The organism is Streptomyces sp. NPDC046335, assembly GCF_055587985.1.
Map to the genome: position 1 here is coordinate 166,413 of NZ_JBVJFF010000015.1, position 23,071 is coordinate 189,483.

The 23,071-nt window shown below is 70.1% G+C and carries 15 protein-coding genes and 3 pseudogenes; 10 read left to right on the forward strand and 8 right to left on the reverse strand.

All coding sequences use genetic code 11. From position 1 onward, the window contains the following. Window positions 1–6 precede the first annotated feature (6 nt). Together ACZ6JY_RS32955 and asnB are read left to right on the forward strand one after the other, a co-directional pair. Window positions 7–1,266, forward strand: coding sequence for a nucleotide sugar dehydrogenase (locus ACZ6JY_RS32955; RefSeq protein WP_469201847.1), 1,260 nt, complete (start codon window positions 7–9; stop codon window positions 1,264–1,266). A 66-nt stretch (window positions 1,267–1,332) separates the two neighbouring features. Further along, on the forward strand, window positions 1,333–3,168 hold the full coding sequence (gene asnB, locus ACZ6JY_RS32960; RefSeq protein ID WP_469201849.1) for an asparagine synthase (glutamine-hydrolyzing): 1,836 nt from the start codon (window positions 1,333–1,335) through the stop codon (window positions 3,166–3,168). Window positions 3,169–3,337: 169 nt separating this feature from the next. Here asnB and ACZ6JY_RS32965 read toward each other — a convergent pair whose 3' ends face one another. After that, window positions 3,338–3,922, reverse strand: a complete 585-nt coding sequence (locus ACZ6JY_RS32965) for a DinB family protein (RefSeq protein WP_469201851.1) — start codon at window positions 3,920–3,922, stop codon at window positions 3,338–3,340. A gap of 249 nt (window positions 3,923–4,171) precedes the next feature. Between ACZ6JY_RS32965 and ACZ6JY_RS32970 the strand changes: the two genes are divergently transcribed. Beyond that, window positions 4,172–4,771 carry a GOLPH3/VPS74 family protein gene (locus tag ACZ6JY_RS32970; RefSeq protein ID WP_469201854.1) on the forward strand — a complete coding sequence of 200 codons (600 nt, stop codon included), beginning with the start codon at window positions 4,172–4,174 and terminating at the stop codon, window positions 4,769–4,771. 319 nt (window positions 4,772–5,090) lie between these two features. On the opposite strand, the gene ACZ6JY_RS32975 is transcribed toward ACZ6JY_RS32970, so the two are convergent. Then, window positions 5,091–5,429, reverse strand: a complete 339-nt coding sequence (locus tag ACZ6JY_RS32975; protein WP_469201856.1) for a thioredoxin family protein — start codon at window positions 5,427–5,429, stop codon at window positions 5,091–5,093. Between the two features lie 258 nt (window positions 5,430–5,687). Continuing rightward, the gene (locus tag ACZ6JY_RS32980) at window positions 5,688–6,827 is read right to left on the reverse strand and encodes a PucR family transcriptional regulator (protein WP_469201858.1); all 1,140 of its coding nucleotides are present in this window, start codon (window positions 6,825–6,827) and stop codon (window positions 5,688–5,690) included. Between the two features lie 87 nt (window positions 6,828–6,914). On the opposite strand from ACZ6JY_RS32980, the gene ACZ6JY_RS32985 reads away from it, so the two are divergent. From ACZ6JY_RS32985 to ACZ6JY_RS32995, 3 genes and pseudogenes are all read left to right on the forward strand, one after another. Continuing rightward, the gene (locus ACZ6JY_RS32985) at window positions 6,915–7,970 is read left to right on the forward strand and encodes a ferredoxin reductase (RefSeq protein ID WP_469201859.1); all 1,056 of its coding nucleotides are present in this window, start codon (window positions 6,915–6,917) and stop codon (window positions 7,968–7,970) included. A gap of 7 nt (window positions 7,971–7,977) precedes the next feature. Beyond that, window positions 7,978–9,076 (forward strand): annotated as a pseudogene (locus ACZ6JY_RS32990) (fatty acid desaturase family protein); the annotation flags it as partial. Between the two features lie 141 nt (window positions 9,077–9,217). After that, complete coding sequence (locus ACZ6JY_RS32995) at window positions 9,218–9,457, forward strand: hypothetical protein (protein ID WP_469201979.1); 240 nt, start codon at window positions 9,218–9,220, stop codon at window positions 9,455–9,457. 204 nt (window positions 9,458–9,661) lie between these two features. Here the strand turns inward: ACZ6JY_RS32995 and ACZ6JY_RS33000 are convergent, their stop codons facing one another. Further along, on the reverse strand, window positions 9,662–10,399 hold the full coding sequence (locus ACZ6JY_RS33000) for an alpha/beta fold hydrolase (RefSeq protein WP_469201862.1): 738 nt from the start codon (window positions 10,397–10,399) through the stop codon (window positions 9,662–9,664). Between the two features lie 2,891 nt (window positions 10,400–13,290). Then, a pseudogene (locus ACZ6JY_RS33005) lies at window positions 13,291–13,464 on the reverse strand (MerR family transcriptional regulator); the annotation flags it as partial. 135 nt (window positions 13,465–13,599) lie between these two features. On the opposite strand from ACZ6JY_RS33005, the gene ACZ6JY_RS33010 reads away from it, so the two are divergent. Then, entirely contained in the window at window positions 13,600–14,139 is a 540-nt protein-coding gene (locus tag ACZ6JY_RS33010) for a methyltransferase domain-containing protein (RefSeq protein ID WP_469201864.1), read from the forward strand. Window positions 14,140–14,317: 178 nt separating this feature from the next. On the opposite strand, the gene ACZ6JY_RS33015 is transcribed toward ACZ6JY_RS33010, so the two are convergent. Together ACZ6JY_RS33015 and ACZ6JY_RS33020 are read right to left on the reverse strand one after the other, a co-directional pair. After that, on the reverse strand, window positions 14,318–15,151 hold the full coding sequence (locus ACZ6JY_RS33015; RefSeq protein ID WP_469201866.1) for a PIG-L family deacetylase: 834 nt from the start codon (window positions 15,149–15,151) through the stop codon (window positions 14,318–14,320). A gap of 260 nt (window positions 15,152–15,411) precedes the next feature. After that, window positions 15,412–15,916, reverse strand: a pseudogene (locus ACZ6JY_RS33020) (class I SAM-dependent methyltransferase). Between ACZ6JY_RS33020 and ACZ6JY_RS33025 the strand changes: the two are divergent. From ACZ6JY_RS33025 to ACZ6JY_RS33035, 3 genes are all read left to right on the forward strand, one after another. Beyond that, on the forward strand, window positions 15,809–17,083 hold the full coding sequence (locus ACZ6JY_RS33025; RefSeq protein WP_469201868.1) for a bile acid:sodium symporter family protein: 1,275 nt from the start codon (window positions 15,809–15,811) through the stop codon (window positions 17,081–17,083). The pseudogene ACZ6JY_RS33020 and the gene ACZ6JY_RS33025 sit on opposite strands and share 108 nt — an antisense overlap. A gap of 217 nt (window positions 17,084–17,300) precedes the next feature. Further along, window positions 17,301–17,600, forward strand: coding sequence for a hypothetical protein (locus ACZ6JY_RS33030; protein ID WP_469201870.1), 300 nt, complete (start codon window positions 17,301–17,303; stop codon window positions 17,598–17,600). A gap of 173 nt (window positions 17,601–17,773) precedes the next feature. After that, window positions 17,774–18,742 carry an NAD(P)-dependent alcohol dehydrogenase gene (locus tag ACZ6JY_RS33035; protein WP_469201872.1) on the forward strand — a complete coding sequence of 323 codons (969 nt, stop codon included), beginning with the start codon at window positions 17,774–17,776 and terminating at the stop codon, window positions 18,740–18,742. Window positions 18,743–18,823: 81 nt separating this feature from the next. On the opposite strand, the gene ACZ6JY_RS33040 is transcribed toward ACZ6JY_RS33035, so the two are convergent. Further along, entirely contained in the window at window positions 18,824–22,978 is a 4,155-nt protein-coding gene (locus ACZ6JY_RS33040) for a hypothetical protein (RefSeq protein ID WP_469201873.1), read from the reverse strand. Window positions 22,979–23,071: the final 93 nt, after the last annotated feature.

Consider the following 23,071-nt stretch of genomic DNA (forward strand, 5'->3'; position numbering starts at 1 on the left):
CACGCTGTGCGCAGCGATCTCGTTGTCATTGGCCTTGGGTACGTGGGCCTGCCCCTGGCGGTCGAAGCCGGCCGCTGCGGCCTGACCGTCACGGGCCTCGACCTCAATGCCGAGACCGTGGCCAGGCTCAACGACGGCATCTCCCATGTGGACGACATCGACGACGCCACCGTGGCCGCCCTGCGCTCCCAGGGCTTCACCGCGACCACCGACGAGCACGTCGTCGCCGAGGCGGACACCGTCGTCATCTGCGTCCCCACCCCGCTGTCCCCGCACGGCGGCCCCGACCTGGCCATGGTCGAGAGCGCCTGCGCCATGATCAGCCGCCACCTGCGGCCGGGCACCCTGGTGGTGCTCGAATCGACGACCTACCCCGGCACCACCGACGAGGTGGTCCTGCCCATCCTCGAGAAGTCCGGGCTCAGGGGTGGCACGGACTTCCACCTGGCGTTCTCGCCCGAACGCGTCGACCCGGGCAACAAGATCTACAACATCCGCAACACTCCCAAGGTCGTCGGCGGATACACGCCCGGCTGCGCCACCGTCGCCGCCGCCTTCTACGGAAAGTTCGTCGACGTCGTCGTCCAGGCCGCCGGCACCCGCGAGGCCGAAATGGCCAAGCTCATCGAGAACACCTACCGGCACGTCAACATCGCCCTGGTCAACGAGATGGCTATCTTCTCCCACGAACTCGGCATCGACCTCTGGGACTCCATCTCCTGCGCCGCCACCAAGCCTTTCGGCTACCAGGCGTTCCGCCCCGGCCCCGGCGTGGGCGGACACTGCATCCCCATCGACCCCAACTACCTCGCCCACAAGGTCCGTACGCTCGGCTACCCCTTCCGCATGGTCGAGCTGGCCCAGGAGATCAACACCCGCATGCCGCGCTACGTGGTCGAGCGGGCACAGCTCCTCCTCGACGCGAGCGGCACCACCCTCAGCGGAGCAAGAGTCCTGCTCCTCGGCGTCACGTACAAGGCGGACATCGCCGATCAGCGTGAGACCTCCGCCCGGGACGTCGTCAGAAGGCTCCGCACCCTGGGTGCCGAAGTCTCCTACCACGACCCGCACATTCCCGCCTGGGAGGTCGACGGCACACCCGTGCGGGCCGAACCGGAGATCACGGCCGCCCTGGACAGCACCGAGCTGGCGATCCTCCTTCAGCGGCACTCCGTCTTCGACATGGAGATGATCGAGCGCCGCGCGCCCCGGCTCCTCGACACCCGGGGCACCGCCCGTGTGCAGGCGCACGTCGCACGCCTGTAGTGACGGCGGCAGCCCACTCCCTTCCGGCCCGGACCATCACACTCATCACTGTCAGGAGTAAAAGCCATGTGCGGTATAGCAGGGTGGGTGGACTTCGCCCACCCCGTCGACAGGGGCCTCGCGCAGGCCATGACGGACACCATGTCCCGCCGCGGCCCCGACGCGGAGGGACTGTGGAGCGACCGCCACGCGGCCCTCGGCCACCGGCGCCTGTCCGTCATCGACCTCGAAGGCGGCTGCCAGCCCATGGCCGCCGACGACCCCGCCGCCCCGGCTGCCGTACTGACCTACAGCGGCGAGACCTACAACTTCCGCGAACTGCGCACCCAGCTCATCGCCCTCGGCCACCGGTTCAAGACGCGCAGCGACACCGAGGTCGTCCTCCGCGCATACCTCCAGTGGGGCCCCGCGCTCGCGGACCGCCTCGAAGGCATCTACGCCTTCGCCGTCTGGGACACCCGGCGCCAGGAGCTCGTCCTCGTCCGCGACCGCATGGGGGTCAAGCCGCTCTACTACGCCCAGACTCCGACAGGGGTCCTTTTCGGGTCCGAGCCCAAAGCGATCCTCGCCCACCCCGCATTCAAGGCCGAGGTCGACGCCGACGGGCTCCGCGACATCCTCTCGGTGGCGAAGGTACCGGGGCACGCCATGTTCCGCGGCATGCGAGAGGTCCCGGCGGGATGCACCGTCCGCGTCAACCGGGCGGGGCTCACGGAGAACCGCTACTGGCAGCTGAAGGTCGCAGATCACACCGACTCCCTCGACCAGACCATCTCCGCGGTGCGCACACTGCTCGAGTCAGTGGTCGAACAGCAGATGGTCTCGGACGTGCCGCTGTGCACCCTGCTCTCCGGAGGCCTCGACTCCAGCTCGCTCACCGCACTCGCCGCCCGGGCCGGACACCGCAAGGGCCTCGGACCGATACGTTCCTGCTCGGTCAGCGACCCGGACATCGACGGCACGGCCGGAGCGGACGCGAACCAGGACCATGTCTACGCGCGCCTACTGGCCGAGCACGTGGGATCCCTGCACAGTGAACTGCCCCTGCGCGCACCCGACCTGCTCGCACCGGAACTGAGGGCATCCGTACTCAACGCCTACGACCTCCCCCTGGCCAAGGGCGACGAACACGCCTCGCTCCACATGCTGTTCGGCATCGTCCGCGGGCATTCCACCGTCGCGCTCTCGGGAGAATGCGGCGACGAGGTCTTCGGCGGCTACCGCTGGCAGCGCGACCCCGACGCGGTCTTCGCCACCACCTTCCCCTGGGTCCACGAAGGCCGGCACAACTACCAGGGCAACGACGTCCTGTACGCCCCCGAGCTCCTCGCAAAGCTCGACCTCGACTCCTACGAACGTGACTGCCACAGCGCCGCGGTGTCCGAGATCTCCGCGCACCAGCATCTCGATGACCCGAATGAGGCCCGCTACCGGGAGGTCACCTACCTGGCACTCACCCGCCACGCGCAAGTGCTCTTCGACCGCAAGGACCGGATGAGCATGGCCTGCGGGCTGGAGGTGCGGGTTCCCTTCGCCGACCACCGCCTCGTGGAGTACACCTTCAACATCCCGTGGGCCATGAAGAGCTTCGACGGACGCGAGAAGAGCCTGCTTCGGGCGGCCATGAAGGACCTGCTGCCCGAAGCCATCTCCCAGCGCGTCAAAACCCCCTACCCTTCCATCCGCGCGGAGGCCTACAACCAGACCCTCCGCGAACGGCTGGCGCATCTCGTCCAGGACGGTTCCAGTCCCCTCACGGACTACCTGGCCCCCAGCCTCACCGAGGGCCTCCGCCGCAACGGGCCCGCGGCTCTGGAGAAGGGCATGAGCCGGGCGGCCCTCGAGACGACTCTCCAACTCGACGCATGGCTGCGCGCCTACAACGTCGCCATCACCCTCTGATCACCGCGGGGGCATGAAGAGGACGAGCCGGTCCCCACCGACCGGCACCGGCTCGTCCTGGCGCCCGCATGCTGGCCGGTATCGCCAAGGCCCTGCATGGCGGCTGCCGGGGCCCGGCAACAGTTCTCTACTACGCCCTGAACACCGTCACTGGCCAACGGCATTGGGCCTAAGCCTTGATCGGTGCGGCCGACCTTGCGGCCTGCTCGATCTTCGCGCAGTAGGCTGCACGGGCTTCCTCGTCGATCTGCTTCTCGTGTTCGGCGCGCAACCCGGTCCGGCCGTCGAGGTCCTCGCGCAGGATATCGGCGTGCCCGGTATGCCGGATGGACTCGCCGAGGACATGGACCAGGACGGCGAACAGGTTGGTGTCGGCATGAGGTTCCGGCCACCACGGCACGTGGCCGGGGGCGTCGAGGGGAAGCTCGTTGATCGTCGTGTTTGAGTGTTCCCACGTGCGCCGGTAGAACCCGATGATCTGAACGCGGGTCTCGTCCTCGGTCGCCCACAGGTCACTGCCGTTGGAGTCCTGCCACCGGGGCAACGGTTCCGGGGATGGGCGGCCGAAGACCTCGCCGAAGTACCTGGCCTCGACGGTGGCCACGTGTTTAACCAGGCCGAGGAGATTGGTCCCGGTCGCCGTCAAAGGCCGGCGGGCGTCGTATTCCGTCAAGCCGTCGAGTTTCCAGAGCAGCGCCTTGCGGTCCCGCCGCAGTCTCCCGTGCAGGTTGTCTTTAGCGAATTCATCGATCACGCGGCACGAGCCTGCCATGGGCTGCTCGCGGTCTCAAGATCCCATACGTGGTCCGAACGACAGGTGGAGCCTAGGGCCCTCCGGTCACTGAGGTCGTCGGGAGAAGCTCCCGCCGCCTTGCGAGAAGGCTGCGGCGGCGCGGGCGGGTGATACTGACGGTGACCTGTTGCCCCGCCGCCGGGCAAGCCTCGGGCGCGGGCCCGGTTGGTGGGCACGCACCTTTGTCGATGTTTCCGAGGGGAGCCGTTCATGACCACGGCGAAAGACCTGTTCATCATCGCCATGGACCCGAAGCGTTCCGTGGGGCAGCGCGACTTGTCCCTCGCACTCGCGGGAGCCGAGCTGATCGATCTCATCGGTGCGGGAGTCCTCGTCGTGGACGGCGAGAGCATTGTGCCGGGTGCACAGGTGACGCTGGACGATCGGTTCCTGGACGAGGCTGCGGCAGGGCTCACTCGGCAGGCGCCCTACGAACGGATCGAGGACTGGCTGTGGCGCCGGGGCCGGGACCTCTCGGCCGCGTACCAGGTTGCCCTGGAGGAGAACGGTGAGCTGAAGGCGCAGCGAAGCGGCCGGTTGCCCTTCGGCTCGGAACGCGTGGAACTGGTCGATACGCCCGCGCGCCGCCGTGCAGCCGACCGCTGGAAAGAGAAGGAACCCGTCCTGATCGCCCTCTCTTCGGTCCTGGGCATCGACGACGAACGATCCGATGATGAGCCCGGCCTCGATGACGAGGCGGTGACGACCGTGGTGGCCGCCGTCCACGACGCGGTGATGGAGCTGGAGGCCGTACGCCAGAGGCGGACCATCGAGAACGCTGCCTTCGCCAACCTCTGGCGCGGACCCTGAGCCGAGCCCGCCTTCGGGGCGCGGTCGCACAGCCGTCGGGCGGGCGCCTACAGCACGTTCGTGGACCCGTTCCGGTCAGGGGCGCGCGGCCCGGTCCGGTCCGGTCCGGCCAGGAGGTCACCTCCGTGTGGACGGACCTGGCGATGGGCGCTATGGCGCTGCCGGAGGGGACTGTCCTGGACGGTGTTTTGTGACGTGTGGGGGTGTCTCAGCCCCAAGGTGTCTCAGGCGGCGCAGCTCTCATGGACGAGACGTGACGAGATGTGACGAGACGTGACGAGACGTGACAGGCTTCGCCGCCACGCGCCGCAGCGGCCGCTCAGAGGTGGCCGTCCAGGAACTTCCGTACCTCGGCGATGGTCATGGACCCCGTGCCGTGCGCCACCGGCTCTCCTCCCTTCAGCAGGACGTAGGACGGGGCTGCGGTGATCCCGTATCGCTCGGTTGCGCCCGGGCAACGCGTGATGTCGGTGCGGACGGCCGTCAGGCGGCCCGTGTAGTCGTCGACGATGCCACCCACGACGAGGTCCATCACTCGGCAGGGCTCGATTGCCTTGGGCCATGTCCCGGTGAAGTATGCGAGGACCGGAACTCCGCTCATCCCGAGGATGAAATCGAACTCCGCGTCCTCACGGGGTCGGTGAACCGGCTTTGCCATGGAAGCTCCTGACTTCACGTTGCGTCATTCCGTCCCTATCATCCCTCGCGAGGTGTGCCAGGCCGGCGGCCCGGCGACCGGATGCTCGATGAGCGCGTCGACGGGCGGACCGGTGGACATCGTCCACCGGATCCAGTCGAGCCGTATCCGCCACCGCGCTTCTCGGAGACAGCGCCCCCGACGGCATTCTCGAGGCCTCGCCCGTTTCCCTGGACCGCTCGCGGACGCGGACGCGGTCGTGGACGGTCGAAGTACGCGTCAGCCGCCCCGAAGACCGACCGCCAGCGTCAGTTCAAGGACCCGGTGCGGCGATGCGAGATCCGGGAACAGCTCCCGCAGCTGGGACATGCGGTACCGGACGGTCTGGGGATGGACGAACAGCGCCGCCGCCACCTCATCCCGCCTGCCCTGGTGCAGCAGCCACGCCCGCAAGGTCTCCTCCAGCCGCCGTGCGGTCGCGACAGGCAAGGTCCGCAACGGTGCGAGGGCTCGGGCACGCAGGTCTGCGAACGCGTCCGCGTCGGCGCTCAGTACCAGCTCGGGCAGATGGTCCTCGGTGTCGCGAATATCGGAGGAGAGGGAGCGCGCGCGTACGGCTCGTGCGTACGAGGCGGACGCGCGAGTCCATGGCCGGGCCGGGCCGACCACGGCGGTGCGGTCGGTCAGCTGCCGCAAGAGACGTGATCGGTCGGCATCGGGGACGAGCAGCACACCGGTGTCATCCGGCAGATCATCGAGGACGAGGGTGCTCGGATTGAGCGCGCGGTAGGCCGGCCGGGCCTGGGCGGCGGGCAGCAGGACCGCGGTCAGCGAAACCGGAGGCTGCCACCCGGCCCGTTGCACAGAGGCCATGAGCACGTCCGGGCTCGCGTCGGCGAGGAGGTCGCGGGCCAGCTCTTCCAGGTGGCGCTCGTGGGCCCTGCCCCGGGCGGCCAGCTCGTCGGCGTGGCCCGCGGCGCTCGCGGCGGAGAGCTCGTCGATGTAGGCGAAGGTCAGCTCGGCGAACTTGGCGACCTCGGCCGCGGGCAGACCTGCGGGTACGGCACCCGCTGCCAGGCATCGCCAGGCCACGCGGGCGCCGACGCGGTAGGCGCTGAGCAGGGCGTCCATCGAACGGCCGTCGCGCACCTCGCCGCGGCCCAGCTCGTAGGCCGCGTCACCGGCGTCGCCGCCTGTGGCGTTCCCGCTCGCCAGGTCCAGGTAGTGGCCCAGGGCGGTGCGGACGGCCCGGCGGATGGTGGCGCCCATGCGGCCCGAAAGGGCGTTGGCGTAGGGAGGGACCTCGTCGATGATCGCCTGGACGACCTCGTCGGCGGTGGTCTTCAGCGCGGCCCGCAGTGCTGTGACCGTCGTCTCATCCAGGGCCAATTCGCTGGCCCTACGAATTGCATGGCTCACGTTTTTGTTCCCTGCGAACAATTCAGCCGATCAGATTTACGTCCTGCGGTCAGGACTTTACACCTTGAGGCGCAGCAAGCTGGAGTCATGACGAGTGCAGCCCTCCGCAGCAGGGCGTGGAAACTGCTGGAGATGGTCACGACGCCGCTGCTGCCGTCGGACTACCTCGACCTGGCCAGCCCGCTGCGTGCGGGCGCTGACCTGCGTGGGCGCATCGAGGCCGTGCACCCCGAGACGGATGACGCCGCGACTGTCGTGATCAGACCGGGACGGGGCTGGCGCGGCCACACAGCCGGTCAGTATGTGCGGATCGGGATCGACGTCGACGGGGTGCGCCTGTGGCGTGCCTACTCCATCACCTCGCCGACGAACCGCCGCGACGGCCGCTTCACGATCACCGTGAAGGCGCTGCCGGACGGCAAGGTCAGCAACCACCTGGTCCGCAGGGCGAAAGCGGGCACGCTGATCCAGCTCGACCAGCCGACCGGTGATTTCGTGCTGCCGCAGGCCAAGCCCGCCAAGGTGCTCTACATGACGGCCGGCAGCGGCATCACGCCCGTGATGGGCATGCTGCGCGACCTCGAGTTCGACGACGTCGTCATGGTCCACTGCGCGCCAAAGCCGCAAGACGTGATCTTCCGCAGCGAACTGCACGACCTGGTCGCGGACAAGAAGCTGCGGCTCACCGAGGTGCACACCGACACGGACGGCATGCTCGACATCACCCGTCTCGACGAACTCGTGCCCGACTGGGCCGAGCGCGAGACCTGGGCCTGCGGGCCCGCGGGCCTGCTCGACGCCGCCGAAGAGCACTGGACCGAGCACGGCGTCCAAGAGCGTCTGCACACCGAACGCTTCCGTCCCAGCATCGTCGTCGCCGGTGACGGCGGCGAGGTCACGTTCAGCACCACCGGCAAGACCGCCGACGCGGACGGCGCCACGCCGTTGCTGGACATCGGCGAGGAGGCCGGCGTGCTCATGCCCTCCGGGTGCCGCATGGGCATCTGCTTCGGCTGCGTCACACCGCTCAAGGCGGGCGCCGTCCGCGACCTGCGCACCGGCGAGATCACCGAGGCCGAGCCGGGCGTCCTCATCCAGACCTGCGTGTCCGCCGCGGCGGGCCCTTGCGACATCGAACGGTAGGAGCACCTTGACCGCCATCGACCCCACCGCCCACCTGACCGCGGAGCAGATCGAAGAGCTTGGCCGCGAGCTGGACGCGATACGCGACGAGGTGATCGCCGATCGAGGCGAGAAGGACGCCGCCTACATCCGTAAGGTCATCTCGGCGCAGCGCAAGCTCGAGCTGGTCAGCAGGGGCGTGCTGCTGTTCTCGATCTTCCCGCCCGCGTGGCTGCTCGGCACCGCCGGTCTGTCCGTGGCGAAGATCATGGACAACATGGAGATCGGCCACAACATCCTGCACGGCCAGTGGGACTGGATGCGGGACCCGAAGATCCACTCCACCACGTGGGAGTGGGATCACGTCTCGCCCTCCGAGCAGTGGAAGCACTCGCACAACGAGCTGCACCACACGTACACCAACGTGATCGGCAAGGACAACGACCTCGGCTACGGCATCATGCGCGTCGACGAGGACCAGAAGTGGCACCCGTTCCACCTCGGCCAGCCGCTGTGGAACTTCATCAACGCCTGCTTCTTCGAGTACGGCATCGCGGCGTACGACCTGGAGCTCAGCAAGAACCTGCAGAAGCACCGCCGCAAGACCCCGGAGTTCCGCGCGCGGGCCAAGGCCGTGGGCCGCAAGATCCGCAAGCAGGTGCTCAAGGACTACGTGATCCACCCGCTGCTTTCGGGCCCGTCGTTCCTCAACACGCTCGCCGCCACGTTCACCGCGAACCTGGTCCGCAACATCTGGACCCACTCGGTGATCATGTGCGGGCACTTCCCCGAAGGCGTACAGGTCTTCGAGCGCCGGTCGATCGAGGGCGAGACGCGCGGCCAGTGGTACCTGCGCCAGATGATGGGCTCGGCGAACATCAGCGGCAGCAAGGCCATGCACTTCATGACCGGCAACCTGTCGCACCAGATCGAGCACCACCTGTTCCCGGACCTGCCGAGCAACCGGTACGCGGAGGTCGCGGTGAAGGTGCGCGCACTGTTCGAGAAGTACGAGCTGGAGTACGTCACAGGGCCGCTGCCCAAGCAGGTGTTCTCCGCCTGGCACAAGGTCTTCCGGCTCTCGCTGCCGAACAAGATGGCCCAAGGCCAAGACGCCGGACCGCGAGCCGAGGTCCCAGTGGCGGCCTGGGCGCAGTGACGCGTGTCGTAGGCCGGGCCCGGAGCTTCGTGCCGGCGGCATGCACGCGGATCTCCCCGATGGGATGCGAGCGGGCCAGACAGGCCGGCAGGGACTAGATCGCCCTACGGTGATCGACCCGGTTCATCCGCGAGAGGTAGTCACGGCGCGCGGAGCGAACCGCACCCCAGCCCTGGGCAGAGCGATCGCCGGCAGCATCGGCAGTATCCGCAGCAACGCCCAGGGCAACGTCGCGAGCACGACTGCGGCCGCCGCCATGCCGATCACCACACTGCCTGCGCCGACCGACAGCCGCAGCATGCTGCGGGCCGAGTCAACGCCGAACCTGCCTGCCGCCGGCACCCGCTAGACCTCTCGGGCCGCTCGGTCGCCTCAGCCTCCACACCAGTGACGGCCGTGTAGTACCGGGCGGAGACCGCACGCTCCACCTGCGGCTCAAGGGCGGTGTCCCCGGTGTCTCCGGTAGGGGTGGCCGCCGTAACAACCCGGGAGTCAGCGGGATGGGCGACTGGCGCGGCCGCGGCGACCCGACACGCTGCGGGCGCGAACGGCACTACGTGACGCTCTTGCGCAGGAAGGTCTCAAGGCGGTCGGTGAAGCCCGGTGCGGCGGCGACGAAGTGTCCAGCGCCCGGATGAACGCTGCGCTCACCGCCGAGTGCGTCCGCGAGGGCGTCGCAGATGCGCTCAAGCGCGGGGGAGTGGTCCCCGGACGCGACGAGCACCGGGACGCCGACGCCCCGGAGCACGTCGAGTCGTGGGCGGGCCTGGCTGGCCGGCCGGCTGCCGTGTGCCCGCCGAACACCGGCGACCACGCCCTCCGGGAGCGGGCCGTCGCCGATGGGCGCGCCCGCGAGACGGAGGAACTCGCGAAGCTCGGCGGGGTCCGTGTCCATCCCCTGGGCGAGGACCGCGTCCCCGATGCGCTCGAGCCGCGTCACCTCGGGATCATCGAAGACGAGGTAGTTGAGCGGCGGTTCGATCAGAGTGAGGGAGCGCACGCCGCCCGGCGCGGCGGCGGCCGCGATCAACGTCCCCAGGACACCGTAGGAGTGGGCGACGACGTGCGGGCGGCCGAGGAGCAGCGGCGCCAAGTCCAAGGCATCCACCTCGAAGTCCTGACGGTCCTGTGGCGGTGGACTCGGCGGATAGCCGCGGCGGTGGACGTGTGCCAGCGTCCACCGAGCGGACAGCGGAGCCAGAGCGCCCCACGTCGTCCGCGGGCCGGCACCGCCATGCACCAGCAGGACCTCCGGCCCGGAGCCGTCGCGCACCACCACGATCTCACCCACGAAGCGAGCATAGCGACGCGCGGCGAGACACCGCGCCAGGAGCGGCATCTTCACCCGTGAGACACGATTTGCCCGGTGTCCGCGGCTCAGCGGCGGCCTCCGCCACCCCCGCCCGTGCCGGAGCCGCTGGTCGTGGAGCTGACGCAGCCGGTGCAGGGCCCTGTGCCCTGCCGCAGATACCGGTGCTGGTTCGCCAGATCGACCGCGGGTGTCAGCGAAGTCCCGTCGGTGGGAACACCGATGCCGAACCGGCCGTAGAAGGTGAGCAGGTCGGCGTCGGCGCGTTCGACAGCGGACCGGGTGCGTACGTAGGCCACTGTCATCAGGCGGCGGACGTCGATGCGCACGAGTCGTCCGCCGTCGGGCGGGGGCCCGCCGATTCCCTGGCCCCACCGGTGGAAGATCTTCTTGACCGGGCCGTCCTCCACCAGCCCGCCGAGGTACTCCTTGACCAGCTGTACGGCCTGGTTGTCGCCCAGATCGAGGGTGTCGAAGGTGCGGGTGATCGCGAGGGAGGCGAGCTCGGCGAACCGGTCGGTCTGCTGCTCCCGCTCCGCGGTGCGCTGTTGGCTCTCGCCGAGCTCATCGAGCCGGCCGTCGAGGTCATCGGCCTCCGGGGCGGGAGTGGGCGGTGACTCAGGGTCGTCGAGAGCCAGTGCTGAGGCCTGGAAGCGGCCGACCTGCCGGGCGATGTCCTGCGCCGTCCGGTTCGCGGGCTCCCCGGCCGGTGAGGGAGCGGCCCGGTGCACGGCGAGAATCACGGCCCTCAGCCGGGCCGCGGCCCGGGGATGTGCCGAGACCTGCTGGTGGATCTCCTTGTACGCGGCCGCGGCGCCCTCGGCGTATTGCCGGCGCTGCACCTCAAGGGCGTATCTCTCGGCCACCGGCCGCTTCCACGCGCCCTCGGACACGGGAGCCGACACGACGATGAACAGTAGGGCGACCATGATGCCGACGTTGATCCCTGAAAGGGAACGGCGCGCGAAGTTGGCGGTCATGCCCAGCGGCAGCCGGGACGAGCTGAAGCGCGCCGGGCGCAGCCGCCGTCTGACCAGCGCGATGCGGTCCGGCCAGCGCAGTACGGCGTAACTGCCGACAGCCAGCACCGTGTAGGCCGCCAGCCAGTACAGCCAGTGCACCTCGGTCAGTCCTTGAACCTTTTCCACCAGGTTCCGCACGATGGTGACTTGTGGCGGAGTGAACGACAGGACGTTGGCCAGCCACACCATGAGAACGCACAGCACCAGGCCGAGTTGCACGGACAGGACGATGTCGGCCACCGCCTGTACCGTCGCCCGCGTCGAGTCCTTCAGCTTTCGCCAGCCGCGCCAGGAGAGCCAGATGGCGAGCGGGAAGAAGAGCCCGGCGGCCGGCGCGAGGGTCAGTACGTCACCGGAGACGAGCTGCTCGACGCTGAGGACGACGAGGAACACGCCGAGCGGATCCGGAAGGTGGCGCACGATCCGGCGCTCGGACGCGACGCACCGCCTCACCGCGAGCAGCAACGTCCAGCCGCCGAAGAACAGCAGCACCACCAGCGGCACCAGACGAGAGGGGATCGCGTGGAACAGGACGAGGAGCAGCGCCACCGCCGGGACGACCGTGCCGAGCGCCAGGGCGGCCGTGGCGAGGTATCGGCGATGCCGGAACCAGCGGATCAGGGCTTCGACGAGCAGTCCGGCCACTGCCTTCGGCACGGCCATGAGGGCTGCCGCGAGGCCAAGGCCGAAGACCGCTCCGATCACCGCCCCCAGGGCAGCCCTGGCGACGGTGAGGAGTGCGGAGCCCGGTCCGTCGACGTCCCGTAGCGTGCCAAGACGCCAGGCCGCCCAGGCGGCCACCCCGAACGTGACGTAAAGGGCCAGGAGTTCCGGCACCTCGCTCGGCGACTCCGGCTCGTCGCGGGCGGCGGATGGCGCGGGCTCGGGCGGAGCCGGGGTGACCGGAGCGCATGCGGCCCGCGGCCTGCGTTCGCGCAGCCGGCGGGCGACGTCGAGGAAGATGTCCAGGTTGGGCAACTGATAACCGGGTCTCAGGAAGTACGTCGGGAAGTCGCTGCCGCGTGAGGTGACCAGCAGGTCACCCTCCGCCGTCAGTGCGAGCGAGTCGACGTCCTCCCAGGTGGTGAAGTCGTCCCGGCCGCGCCTGCGCCGCACGGTCAGTCCGTCCTGGCTCGGCACAAGGTCACCGAACGCGACTTCACCGCCGCTCAGAGCCGTTTCGGCGGCCTGGGCGGACTGCGCGTCCCACACACCCCGCCGGATCGCCGGACCCCACTCCTCCTCCTGGGGGAGTTGGGCGCCCCTGATCACCGTACGGGTGCGCAGGCCCCGGATCTTCTCCCCGCCGAATACGGGGCCATGGTGCGCCGCCCCGAGTGTGACGACCGTCCCCTCGGCGTTGGACAGTTTGTAGCGATGCGAGCCGCTGGTGAAAACAGAGGTCGTCCGCCAGGGATAGACCGCTTCCGCACCGTCGGCCGCAATCGCGACCAGACCCTTCTCGTAGAGGCGGAGCTCCACTCTTGTGTGCCGCCAGTGCCACAGCACCCGGACAGTGAACGGCCCCAGCAGCGCCAGCGCGCCGACCACTCCGGGGGCAACGGCCCCCTCCCAGTCGAACAGCGCGCCGAGGAGGACCGTCACGAGGCAGGCCAGAATCGAGAAGGGGGTCAGGGCCAGCAGGAGCATCGCGTACGTGGAGGGCCCTCTGCGCAGCGGGCGGTAGGTACGGCGATGACGCCCCAACTCCGGGTGCTCCACGCCGTCCCCTGCGCCTATGAGCTCATCCATCCTCCGATCTTCGCAGAGGGTCCCGGTCCTCAGGCCGTGTGGGACGCGGGAGTTGGGGGTGAAGGGGCTGGACTCACCACAGGACCGGCGGCCTTTCGGCGCCACGCGGGTGAGGTCGTCCGCACCGTAGCGGCGGCGTCCGCCTGCGTCCCGTACGGGGTGCAGCAGGCCCATCGACTCCCAATGCCGCAGGACGTGCGTGGCGAGACCGAACCGTGCCGCAAGAGCGCCGATGCTCAGCGCGCTCGCGCTGCTGTCTCCGCTTGACTTCATGCCGACAGCAAGTCGCAGCTTGGCGTCCATGTCCAAGAACGAGGAAGCGGTGGAAAGCACCGCGACACCGAGGCCCTGCTGGCCGCCCTCGACGCGGCGGACCAGACGCCGAGCGCCGGCCTGCTGCGGGCCCGGATGCTGGCCGCGGCCCGGCAACGGTGCTCGGCAGCCGAGTTCTGGGATGCCGGGGCGGAGGATCTGCCGTTCGCCGACGGAAGCGTGCGCGGCTACCGTGCCGACGAGGTCTTCCACGTACTTCAGGAGCCGGGGCGCGCGGTGGCGGAAGCTCGGCGCGTCCTCTGTCCGGGCGGCAGAATCGTCCTGGCGGGGCAGGACTGGGACGAGGACTGGGACGCCATCATGGTCGACTCTGATGACGCGGCGCTCACTCGCACGATCGTGCACGCCCGCGCCGACCTCCTGGGCACGCCCCGCGCCGGCCGCCAGTACCGCAACCTGCTCCTGGACGGCGGCTTCAACGACGTCACCGTCGAGGTGCACACCAGCGTGTTCACCGATCCCGCGATGCTGTCGCTGCTCATCAGGCTCGCCGAACCGGCCTGTACGAGTGGCGCCGTCGGTCGTGACCAGGCCGATGAGTGGCTGGCCAAACAGCGCCGACGCGCCGAGGCCGACCGCTTCCTCATCGCCATTCCGTTCTTCGTGGCCTTCTGACGTGCCGGCCTCCGCGGCGGCCGGCACGTCTGTGTCATGGGGGTGGTGGCCTGGCTGTCTGGCCATGGGGGAGTCGGGCAGGTGCCGTCAGCGCGGGAAGGCGTGAGCTTCTTGGCGTAGGGCGAGCCCGGGGGTGTCCGAGACGCCGAGTTCTGCCGGGCCCCGGCGGTCGGGCGAGTCAGCGCAGGCCGGCGAAGAGATCGTTCTCGGGTACGGCGGCGTTGGTGGAGTCCTTGACGCGTACGAAGGTCTCCATGCCCATCAGCTCGCCGAACTTTTCCTTGCCCATCTTGAGGAAGAAGATGTTCTCGCCCTGGCTGGCATGCGCGGCCAGCGCATCGAACTTCTGACCGCTGAACGCGGTGGTGTCCACCCACGTGGTGATCTCATCGTCGGGGAGGCCGATCTCGGCCATCGCGGCGGCCTCGGCAGGATCGGGCTCGGGCATGTTCTCGTCGAGCTCGCGCATGGTCTCCCCGAAGCGCTGCACCGCCGAGCGGGGCATCGTCGTCCAGTACACCTTCGGTGTCAGCGTGACCATCTCAAGCGCCGCCATCGTGATGCGGTGAGCCTGGATGTGGTCGGGGTGGCCGTAGAAGCCGTTCTCGTCGTAGGTGACGACCACATCGGGTCGGTAGTGCCGCATGAGTTCCGCGAGCCGGGCGGCCCCTTCCTCCACGGGGGTCTGCCAGAAGGATCCGGGGGCGTCGTTGCTCGGCCAGCCCACCATCCCGGAGTCGGCGTAGTCCAGCATCTCCAGATCGCTGATCTTCAGTACGTCACAGCTCTCCTCGAGTTCCCGACGGCGCATCTGGGCGACGGCCGCCGGGTCGTGCCCGGGGTCGCCCGGCTTGAGACCCCCCGGTCCATCACCGCAGCCGCCGTCGGTACACGTCACGAGGACCGTCCTGATGCCCTCTGCCGCGTACCGCGCGAGGACCCCTCCGGTTCCGGTGGCTTCGTCGTCGGGGTGGGCGTGTACTGCCATGAGCGTCAAGGGCCGGTCAGTCATGAAACAGTCCTTCTGTAGGAATACGTAGTCAGTAAAGCGCGCGGGGGCGTACCGCGACCCTGAGGGCCCGGGCCCTGGTGGGGCGGATGGCCTCGGTGGCCCCCGCCCCACCAGGGACCGTCCCTCGATCGATGCAACCGTGCCGACCGCACTGGATGTTCCCGGCGCCGCTGATCGGCTTGCCGGACGTCGCCCGATTCAACCCTCGGAAATGTTCCGGTCGCGGGTGGGCCGGCGACGGCGTCGACGTACTCCCCGATTCAGGCGGGCCGCTCGGCCATGACGACCACGCCCGGCCCGCTCTGCCCGTTCGCGGGGAGGCGGAGCTCGGCGACGGGGTGCAGTCCGGCCTGGTCGATCAGGTCGATGAGCTGTTCCGGGCGCCACTGGTGTGTGGTCCAGCGAACGGGCACCCCGCCATAGGCCTCGGTGCGCACTGCATCCTCGTCGCCGACGTGTGTGGCGGTGATGAAGTGTCCGCCCGGCTTCAGGGCGCGTGCGAACAGGGCCAGGACTTGCGGGAGGACGGCACGGGGGAGATTGAACAGTGACCACCATCCGAGCACCCCGCCCAGGGATGCCTCGTCGAGGTCGAGTTCGGTGGCGGAGGCGACGCTGAAGCGGCAGTGCGGATACAGCCGGCGCGCGTTTTCGATCATGCGGGTGGAGGTCCACCCCGGAGATGTCGAGTCCGCGTTCGGCGAGGTAGCCGGTCACCGTGCCGGGGCCGCAGCCGACGTCCAGGACGGGCCCGAGGTCGCCCACGGTGTCGGCGAAGGCGTCGATCGATGCCTTGAGCCAGGGGTGGCGGCGGATGTCGCCCATGCCGGTGGTCGCCACCATGTGGGCGTAGTTGTCGGCCACCTGGTCATAGGACTCCCGGACGGCGTCGAGATCAGCGGGGCGGTCGATATGGCGTGTGCGCATCAGCCAACCTTAGGGCGGCGGCCGCCCTGGAGCGTGGTCTGCCCGGTGCATGACTCCGGCGGGGTCTTGAGGTGGAACTCACGCTGCGGCAAGTCGTGTTCACCGGATCGCTACCTTGGCACAACCCTTCGTACGCCTCGTCTCGGGCTCGGTCTGGCAGTGGCCGACTTCCGCAGGATCGCGGCGTTCCCGCGGCCGGTGGCCTGCGCGCTGTTCTGTCAGCTTGTGCTGTTGCCCGCCGCCTGTCTGGGCCTGGTACTCGCCTTCGACCTGGGCCCCGCGCCGGCGGTCGGCATGATGCTGCTCGCGGCGTCTCCCGGCGGCACCATGGCCAACATCTTCAGCCACCTATTCGGCGGTGACGTCGCCCTGAACGTGACGCTGACCGCCATCAACTCGGTGATCGCGGTCGTGACGCTGCCGATCGTGGTGAATCTTTCCCTGAACCACTTCATGAGCGGAACGGATGAGGCGCTGGGTCTGCGTTTCGACAAGACGCTGCAGGTGTTCCTGGTGGTCCTGGTGCCGGTGGCGGCCGGAATGCTGGTGCGACACCGCCGACCGGATTTCGCCGAGCGTTCCACCAGGGTGGTGAAGGTGACGGCGGTGGCCGCGCTCGTCGGCATCGTCATTGCGGCGCTCGCCGCCGAGCGCGAGAACGTGCTGGGCTACCTCGCCGACGTAGGCCTGGTGACCTTCCTTTTCGGCGTCATTTCCTTGAGCGTCGGCTATGGGGCGACCCGGCTGGTCCGCGGGGATCACCGGCAGTCCGTTGCCACGTGCTTCGAGATCGGCATGCACAACACCACGCTGTCGATGGCAATCGCTCTGAGCCCCTCGCTCCTGGACAACACCCGCATGGCGATCCCCTCGGCGGTGTACGCGGTGCTGATGTTCGCCATGGCCCTGGCCACCGGTTTCCTGCTGCGCCGCATGGCGCCGACAGGCACCACCCACACCTCCGCAGCGACCCCGACGCCGCAAAAGCCGGTCGGCCCGCAATAACCTCTCCGCGTCGCCCACCCCACCACAAATTCCTGCTCCGTGCTTTAGGCTGGGCTGCCCGCATGACCTCAGACGCGATATCAGCGGCGGCTGCGGACGCGACTGGGGTCACGGACGCGAGCAAGGCTTTGGAGGTCACCTCTCCGGTGATCAGGCGGGCATCGGTGGCGAACGGTTTTCCGGTGCGGTTGAGTGGTACGCGGCCCTGGCGTGCTGGTTGATCGGCGCTGTCGCGATTCCGCTCCGCCACGGCGTGCGCGCAGGCTGGGAGATGACCCGAGAGACATGGCGGCTCCGCACCTACGGCGTCCTCGTCGAGGGGCGCAAGCTGTACTCCGGTACCTACGAGTTCAGCGACGCCGATGGTCGGATTCGTCAACTTACGGACAGCTGCGAGTCCGAGGATCAGGTGCAGATTCTTTACGATCCGGCGGCTGCCGGACAAGTTGCCCAGGTGGGTCGCCGAACTGCCGGCCCGCTGGCCGCCCTGGACGTCCTCTCTGTCGGCCTGCACTGAGCTCCCTGCAAGAAGCTCCCTGTACTGAGGCCAGACGGTGGAAGCAGGACCGGCGCCGCGCTGACAATTCTCGGGAACCGTAGGGTCCGCAGGAGACATGGGGCCACCCGGAGGCTGGTCAGCAGGGTCGAGCCGGCGCGATGCTCGGGGCAGTCTCCCCAGGAGGAGGGCCCATGAAGGCCATCGCCCAAGGCTCCTACGGCACCGCCGACGGCCTGGAACTGCGCGACGTCGCCCGTCCCGTTCCCAAGGACAACGAAGTTCTGGTCCAGGTGCATGCCGCTGGGGTGGACCCGAGCATCCTGCACCTCATGACGGGCAAGCCCTACATCGCCCGTCTTGCTCTGGGACCGCGTAAGCCCAAGAACCCGGTCCGCGGCTGGGACCTTTCCGGAGTGGTCGAGACCGTTGGTGCGAAGGTGACGCGCTTCGAGCCGGGGCAAGAGGTCTTCGGCAGTGGCGACGGCTCGTTGGCCCAGTACGCCTGCGCCAGGGCCGACAGGCTGGCGCCCAAGCCCGGCAACCTCACCTTCTCTCAAGCCGCGGCTCTCCCCGTCTCCGCCGTCACCGCCTACCAGGCCCTCAGCGGCAAGGCCCGCTGCAAACCAGGGCAGAAGATCCTGATCATCGGTGCCTCCGGCGGCGTCGGCTCCTATGCCGTACAGCTTGCCGTCGCGCGGAAAGCTGAGATAACCGCCGTCTGCGGCCCAGGCAACGCGGACTTCGTGCGGGCACTGGGCGCCACCCGCGTCATCGACTACACCAGCGGGGAGATCACCGACTCCAAGCTGCTGTTCGACATCATCCTGGACACCGCAGGCAACCGCCCGCTGTCCCTGCTGCGCCGCGCCCTGGCCCCCAAAGGCGTCCTGGTGATGGTCGGGGGCGAAGGCGGCGGTGACTGGGTGGGCGGCCTGGGGCGCCAGCTCGGCGGCTACGCACTCTCGCCCTTCCTCGGCCAGACGCTGAGCAGCTTGATCGCGAGGGTGCGCCACGAGGACCTGCTGGCCCTCAAGCAGCTCGCCGAGAACGGCACGATCGCACCGGCCATCGACCGCACCTACCCGCTCGACGAAGCCGTCGCAGCGATCAAGCACCTGGAGACGGGCCATCCCCGGGGCAAGATCGTCGTGACCGTTTGAGCCGTGGGCGATCGCGGCGTCAGCCGCACCAGGACGCCACCGCGGCGTCCTGGCTACGCAATGAGAGGCTGGAACGATCAGTCAGCCACGCCGTGGCCTTGGATGTGCCTGCTCCGCCCAGGCTCCGGCGAACCGTTCGTGAACGGGAGTCGGGATGGCGAGGGCTGCGGGGTCGTCCGTCGGGGTGGGTGGTGCTGGGCGGGGGGCCTTGGCTGCGGTGAGTTCCTTGCGGACGGCGCGGTGGTGGTCCAGGGTCCAGGTGTTCCAGCGGCGGATGATGCGGTCGGCCGGGCGGTCGAGGGCGTGCAGTTGGAGGTGGAGGGCCGCCGCGTCGCGGCCCACGCCGAGGGCCGCCGCTGCTGTGTCCACCAGGGCCGGGACGCTGAAGAGCGGGTTGGTCTCGTACTGGCCCGGCGGGACCGGGGTGTCGGCGGACCGGTCCGCCAGGCGGCGCAGGGCGGTGCGGAGGCCGGCGGGGGCGTCCGTGAGCTGGTCGATGAGGGCGCGGGCGCCCGCTGCGGCCGGGTCGCCGGTCGGGCGTTCGGTGAGCGCCCAGGTGATGGCGGTTACGGCGTCCCGAACCCCCTCGGCGTCCAGGGGCTCCGGGGCGCGCCCGGTGAGCAGGGCGGCAGCCCACATCTCGGGCAGGCCGCGGTCCGCGGCGAGGGCGGCGGCGTGGCTGCCGTCGTCCCTGTACGGGGCGGCATCGAGGAGTCCGGCCCAAGCGGTGGCCATACGGTCCGCGGCGGCGGTCATACCGCCGGGTGCCCACAGTTCGGCCGGATCCGCGGGCAGGGCCGCCGCGAGCACGGTACGCCGGCCGGCCGGGCCAAGCCGTCCCTGCAATGCCCCGTACGCCCAGACGGTCTTCTGGTCGGCTTTGTACGGCTTGGTGCGGAGCAGCTTGCGGTGCTCGTCGTAGTCCTCGCGGCCGGGGAACCCGTCGAGGATCAGGGCGGCGACCGGGCGCGGTACGCCGGTGCGCCAGCGGAACAGGTCCACCGCCTCCTCGGGCATCGGCAGCGGGCCGTGTTCGGCGAGCAGCGCCAGCAGGCGAGGCAGCCGCGTGGTGTCGTCGCCGGTGATGGTGTGGGTCTCGCACTCCTCGGCATCGGCGGGCGCCGGGTCGGCGGCACGATGGAGGAAGGGAGCGAGGCCACCGCGGACCGGGCCGGAGGCGATCAGGACGCCGTCGGCGCGGAGTTCGGCGATCCGCTGCGCGGGGGCGCGGCCCACCCGCCAAGCGCTGTCCGCCTCGGCGAACGGCTGCCGGCTCCACACGCCGAGCAGTGCGGTGAGGGCCTGCCGTTCCTCGTCGGGGGTGGCGGAGGTGGCGGCGCGCCAGGCAACCGCGTCGATCCGGCCGGTCAGCCCGCCCCACTCGGACGGGGTGGCGGGCAGGGCGAGCACCCGGACCTCGTCCTCGATCTCGCCGCGCAGGTACCGGCCGTCGGCGGCGACCGATGTGAGGAGCGCGGGCTGCGGCTGTGGCGGATGCTCCTCGAAGGCCCGCAGTTGGGGCAGCAGGCCGCGCAGGGCGGGGATGAGACGGGTGTCGAGTGCCGGGTCGGGCAGGTCGACCACCGGCCCCGACCGCATGATGGCGACCCGGTGGGACAGTTCCCGGCGGCGGCGCAGAACATCGGCGGCGAGCCGGGCGGCGCGGTCGACGCCGGCCCTCACCCGCAGGTCGCTCACGCCGGGCAGGGGGTGTGGCGCGTTGTCGCCGCTGCCGGTGCCGGGCTGCAGTAGCCGCCGCAGGTCGGTGTCGGTAACGGCCCGCAGGGCTGTGGAGGATGCCTCGTCACGGGGGACGAGGAAGTGCCAGTAGGCGGGCGGCGGCATCGGTCCGGCCTGCTCGCCGAGGGTGGCGCGTACGGGGGAGCGGTCACGGCTGCCGGGGAAGCCCCGCACCTGCCAGAGCAGGGAGTTGTCCTCGGCGGCGTGGCCGCGGATGGTGATCTCGCCGGTCACGACGGCGTCCTCCCCGCCGAGCGGCAGGGCGAGAATGCCCCAGGGGCGGCGCCCCCAGGTGCGGCTGCGGTAGGAGGCGGTGCGGCCGTCGATGCTTTCCAGCACGAATTCGCGGGGCGAGGGCCCGGCGTACGGCGTGCGGTAGCGGACCCGGCAGCCGGTGAGGCGCCCGTCCTGGCCCAGCGGAGAGGGCGGCGCATCTGGTGGCAGCGCGGCGAGGATCCGGTGGTCGGGGAAGGGCTCGGTGCCGGGCGGGGTTTCGGCGGGGCGGTGGAGTGCGGGCAGGGTGTGGTCGTCGGTGAGGGTGCCTGTGTCCGAGTCGAAGCGGGCCCAGCCATTCCTGCGTTCGCCGAACACCTCGGAACTCCAAAGGGCCTGGCCGTCGTACATCTGGTAGTCGCGGTGGCCGATGCCCTCGTGGCCTCCTGCGCGCAGGACGCGTTCGCCGTCGAAGCGCCCACTGCCGTCAGGGGTTTCGAAGTGGTAGCCGAGGCCGCCCTGGATGCTGCCGCCGTAGGGGGCCAGTCCGTACGTCTCCTCCGGTTCGAAGATCTCGCCGAGCCGGTCGGACCAGTAGGCGTTGCGGGGTCGCCAGTCGCCCTCGTCCTCGCTCCACGCGACGAGGAACCGGCCGCCCACCCAGTGCACGGTGTGGCTACAGGAGGCGTCGGGCAGATCCAGAGTGTGCTCGCCGCGCCGGCCGGCGTGGTCGACGGCGATGGCGCGCGTTTCCCCGTACACGGTGAGCACCGGCCAGGTGCAGGTGACGTGCAGGGTCTCGTCCGGCCGGAACTCGGTCAGGGCCTGTTCCAGCGCGGGCCAGCCCAGCTCCTCGGGCAGTCCGGCGCGCAGGCTGCGGGCCAGCGGGCCGGTGAGGTCGAGGGCGTCGAGGGCTTCCTCGATGCCGTCCAGCGCGATGGCGGTGGGCCGGTCGAGGAGCTCACGCAGTTCGTCGACGGCTTCGTCGGCGGCGGCGAGGCCACCGCCGCGCAGGGCGTCGAGCAGCTTCTCGACTCGGGTGTGCACCTCGGCGGCAACGCCTGGGTTGTGCGGGAGTCTGCTGATGGCGGTGCCGGGGCGGGGCCCGACGACGCCACCGCGGCCGGAACGGAGCCCGGCGTGCACGGTGCCCTCCAGACGGGGCCCGAACACCGGGTCGGCAGCGAGTGCCTTGAGGTCCCGCCACGAGCGCTCGCCCCACAACTCCAAGGGGGTGGCGGCGCCAGGGTCCTCGACGGACACGCCCTCGGCGAGGCATTGGTCGAGCAGGTCCGCGTCCAGGTGCGGCCACTGATAGCGGTCCTCGTGCAGCCGGACCGGGGTGCCGGCCGCCCGGAGCAGCGGTGCGAACCGGCCCACCAGGTCGAAGAGTTCGGCCGGCATGGCCTGCCTGGTCACACCGCCGCCGGCGACACGGCGGTGCGAGTAGCCGGCACAGTAGCGGCGCAGCCAGTCGCCCAGGCCGCCCTCGGGGGCGATACGCCCGGTCGCCGCGGCGTCGGCGGCACCACAGCGGATGAGCAGCCGCAGCCAGGCAGCCGCGTCGTTCTTCGACTCAGGGAACAGGTCGAGCAGTGCGGTGGCCTGGTCGTCGGTCGGTGGGTGGGCGCTGAGCGGCCCGGCTGCGGCATCGAGCAGCCGGTCGGGCACGGCCTTGCCCCGGGCCGCCGCCAGCAGCTCGCCCAGCACCCGTGCCTCCTCCTCGGTGCCGAGACCGGCGGCACGGGACGAGTCGCGGACCCGGCGGACCAGGTCGGCGGGGAGCTCGCCGGGCGATGCCGCCCAGGTGGCCAGGAGGCGTACGAACTCAAGGTGCGCGTCGCCCGGTTCGAGGATTCCGGTCAGCCACGTGTGGTGACCACTGAGTTCGACGGTGGGCAGGGCGCCGAACCGGGCGAACAGCAGCACGTTCGCCCTCCGCCAGTCGGGGTCGACCCGTAGCCGGTGATCTCGTTCGGCGGCGCGCGCCTGGCCGTAGGCGCGGGCGGCGGAGCGGCGGTGCGTCTCCAGCAGCCAGTGACCGATGGTGTCCCAGAACCAGGGCAGGTGGGCCGTCGGCAGACCTCGGGCCAGCCTCTCCATGTCGTCCACGAACCGACCGGGCTTCTCCCAGGCCCGCCCCCGCTTCCGGTCGGCCTGGTCGAGCACGGCGCGCGCGGTGGGCTCGGCGCCCGGCTCCTGGGTGCGCGCCCAGTCGACGTAGCTCTCGGACATGCGGTGGTTGGGCGGCAGCGGGACGGGAGCGTCGGTGTGGCTGGTCATGGCTCCGATCGTGCCAGCTGGCACTGACAAGGCGGGCAGGACCCCGGCTCTGAACGCCCGGCCATTCGGCCGGCTCTGCCGGACCCATGCGGC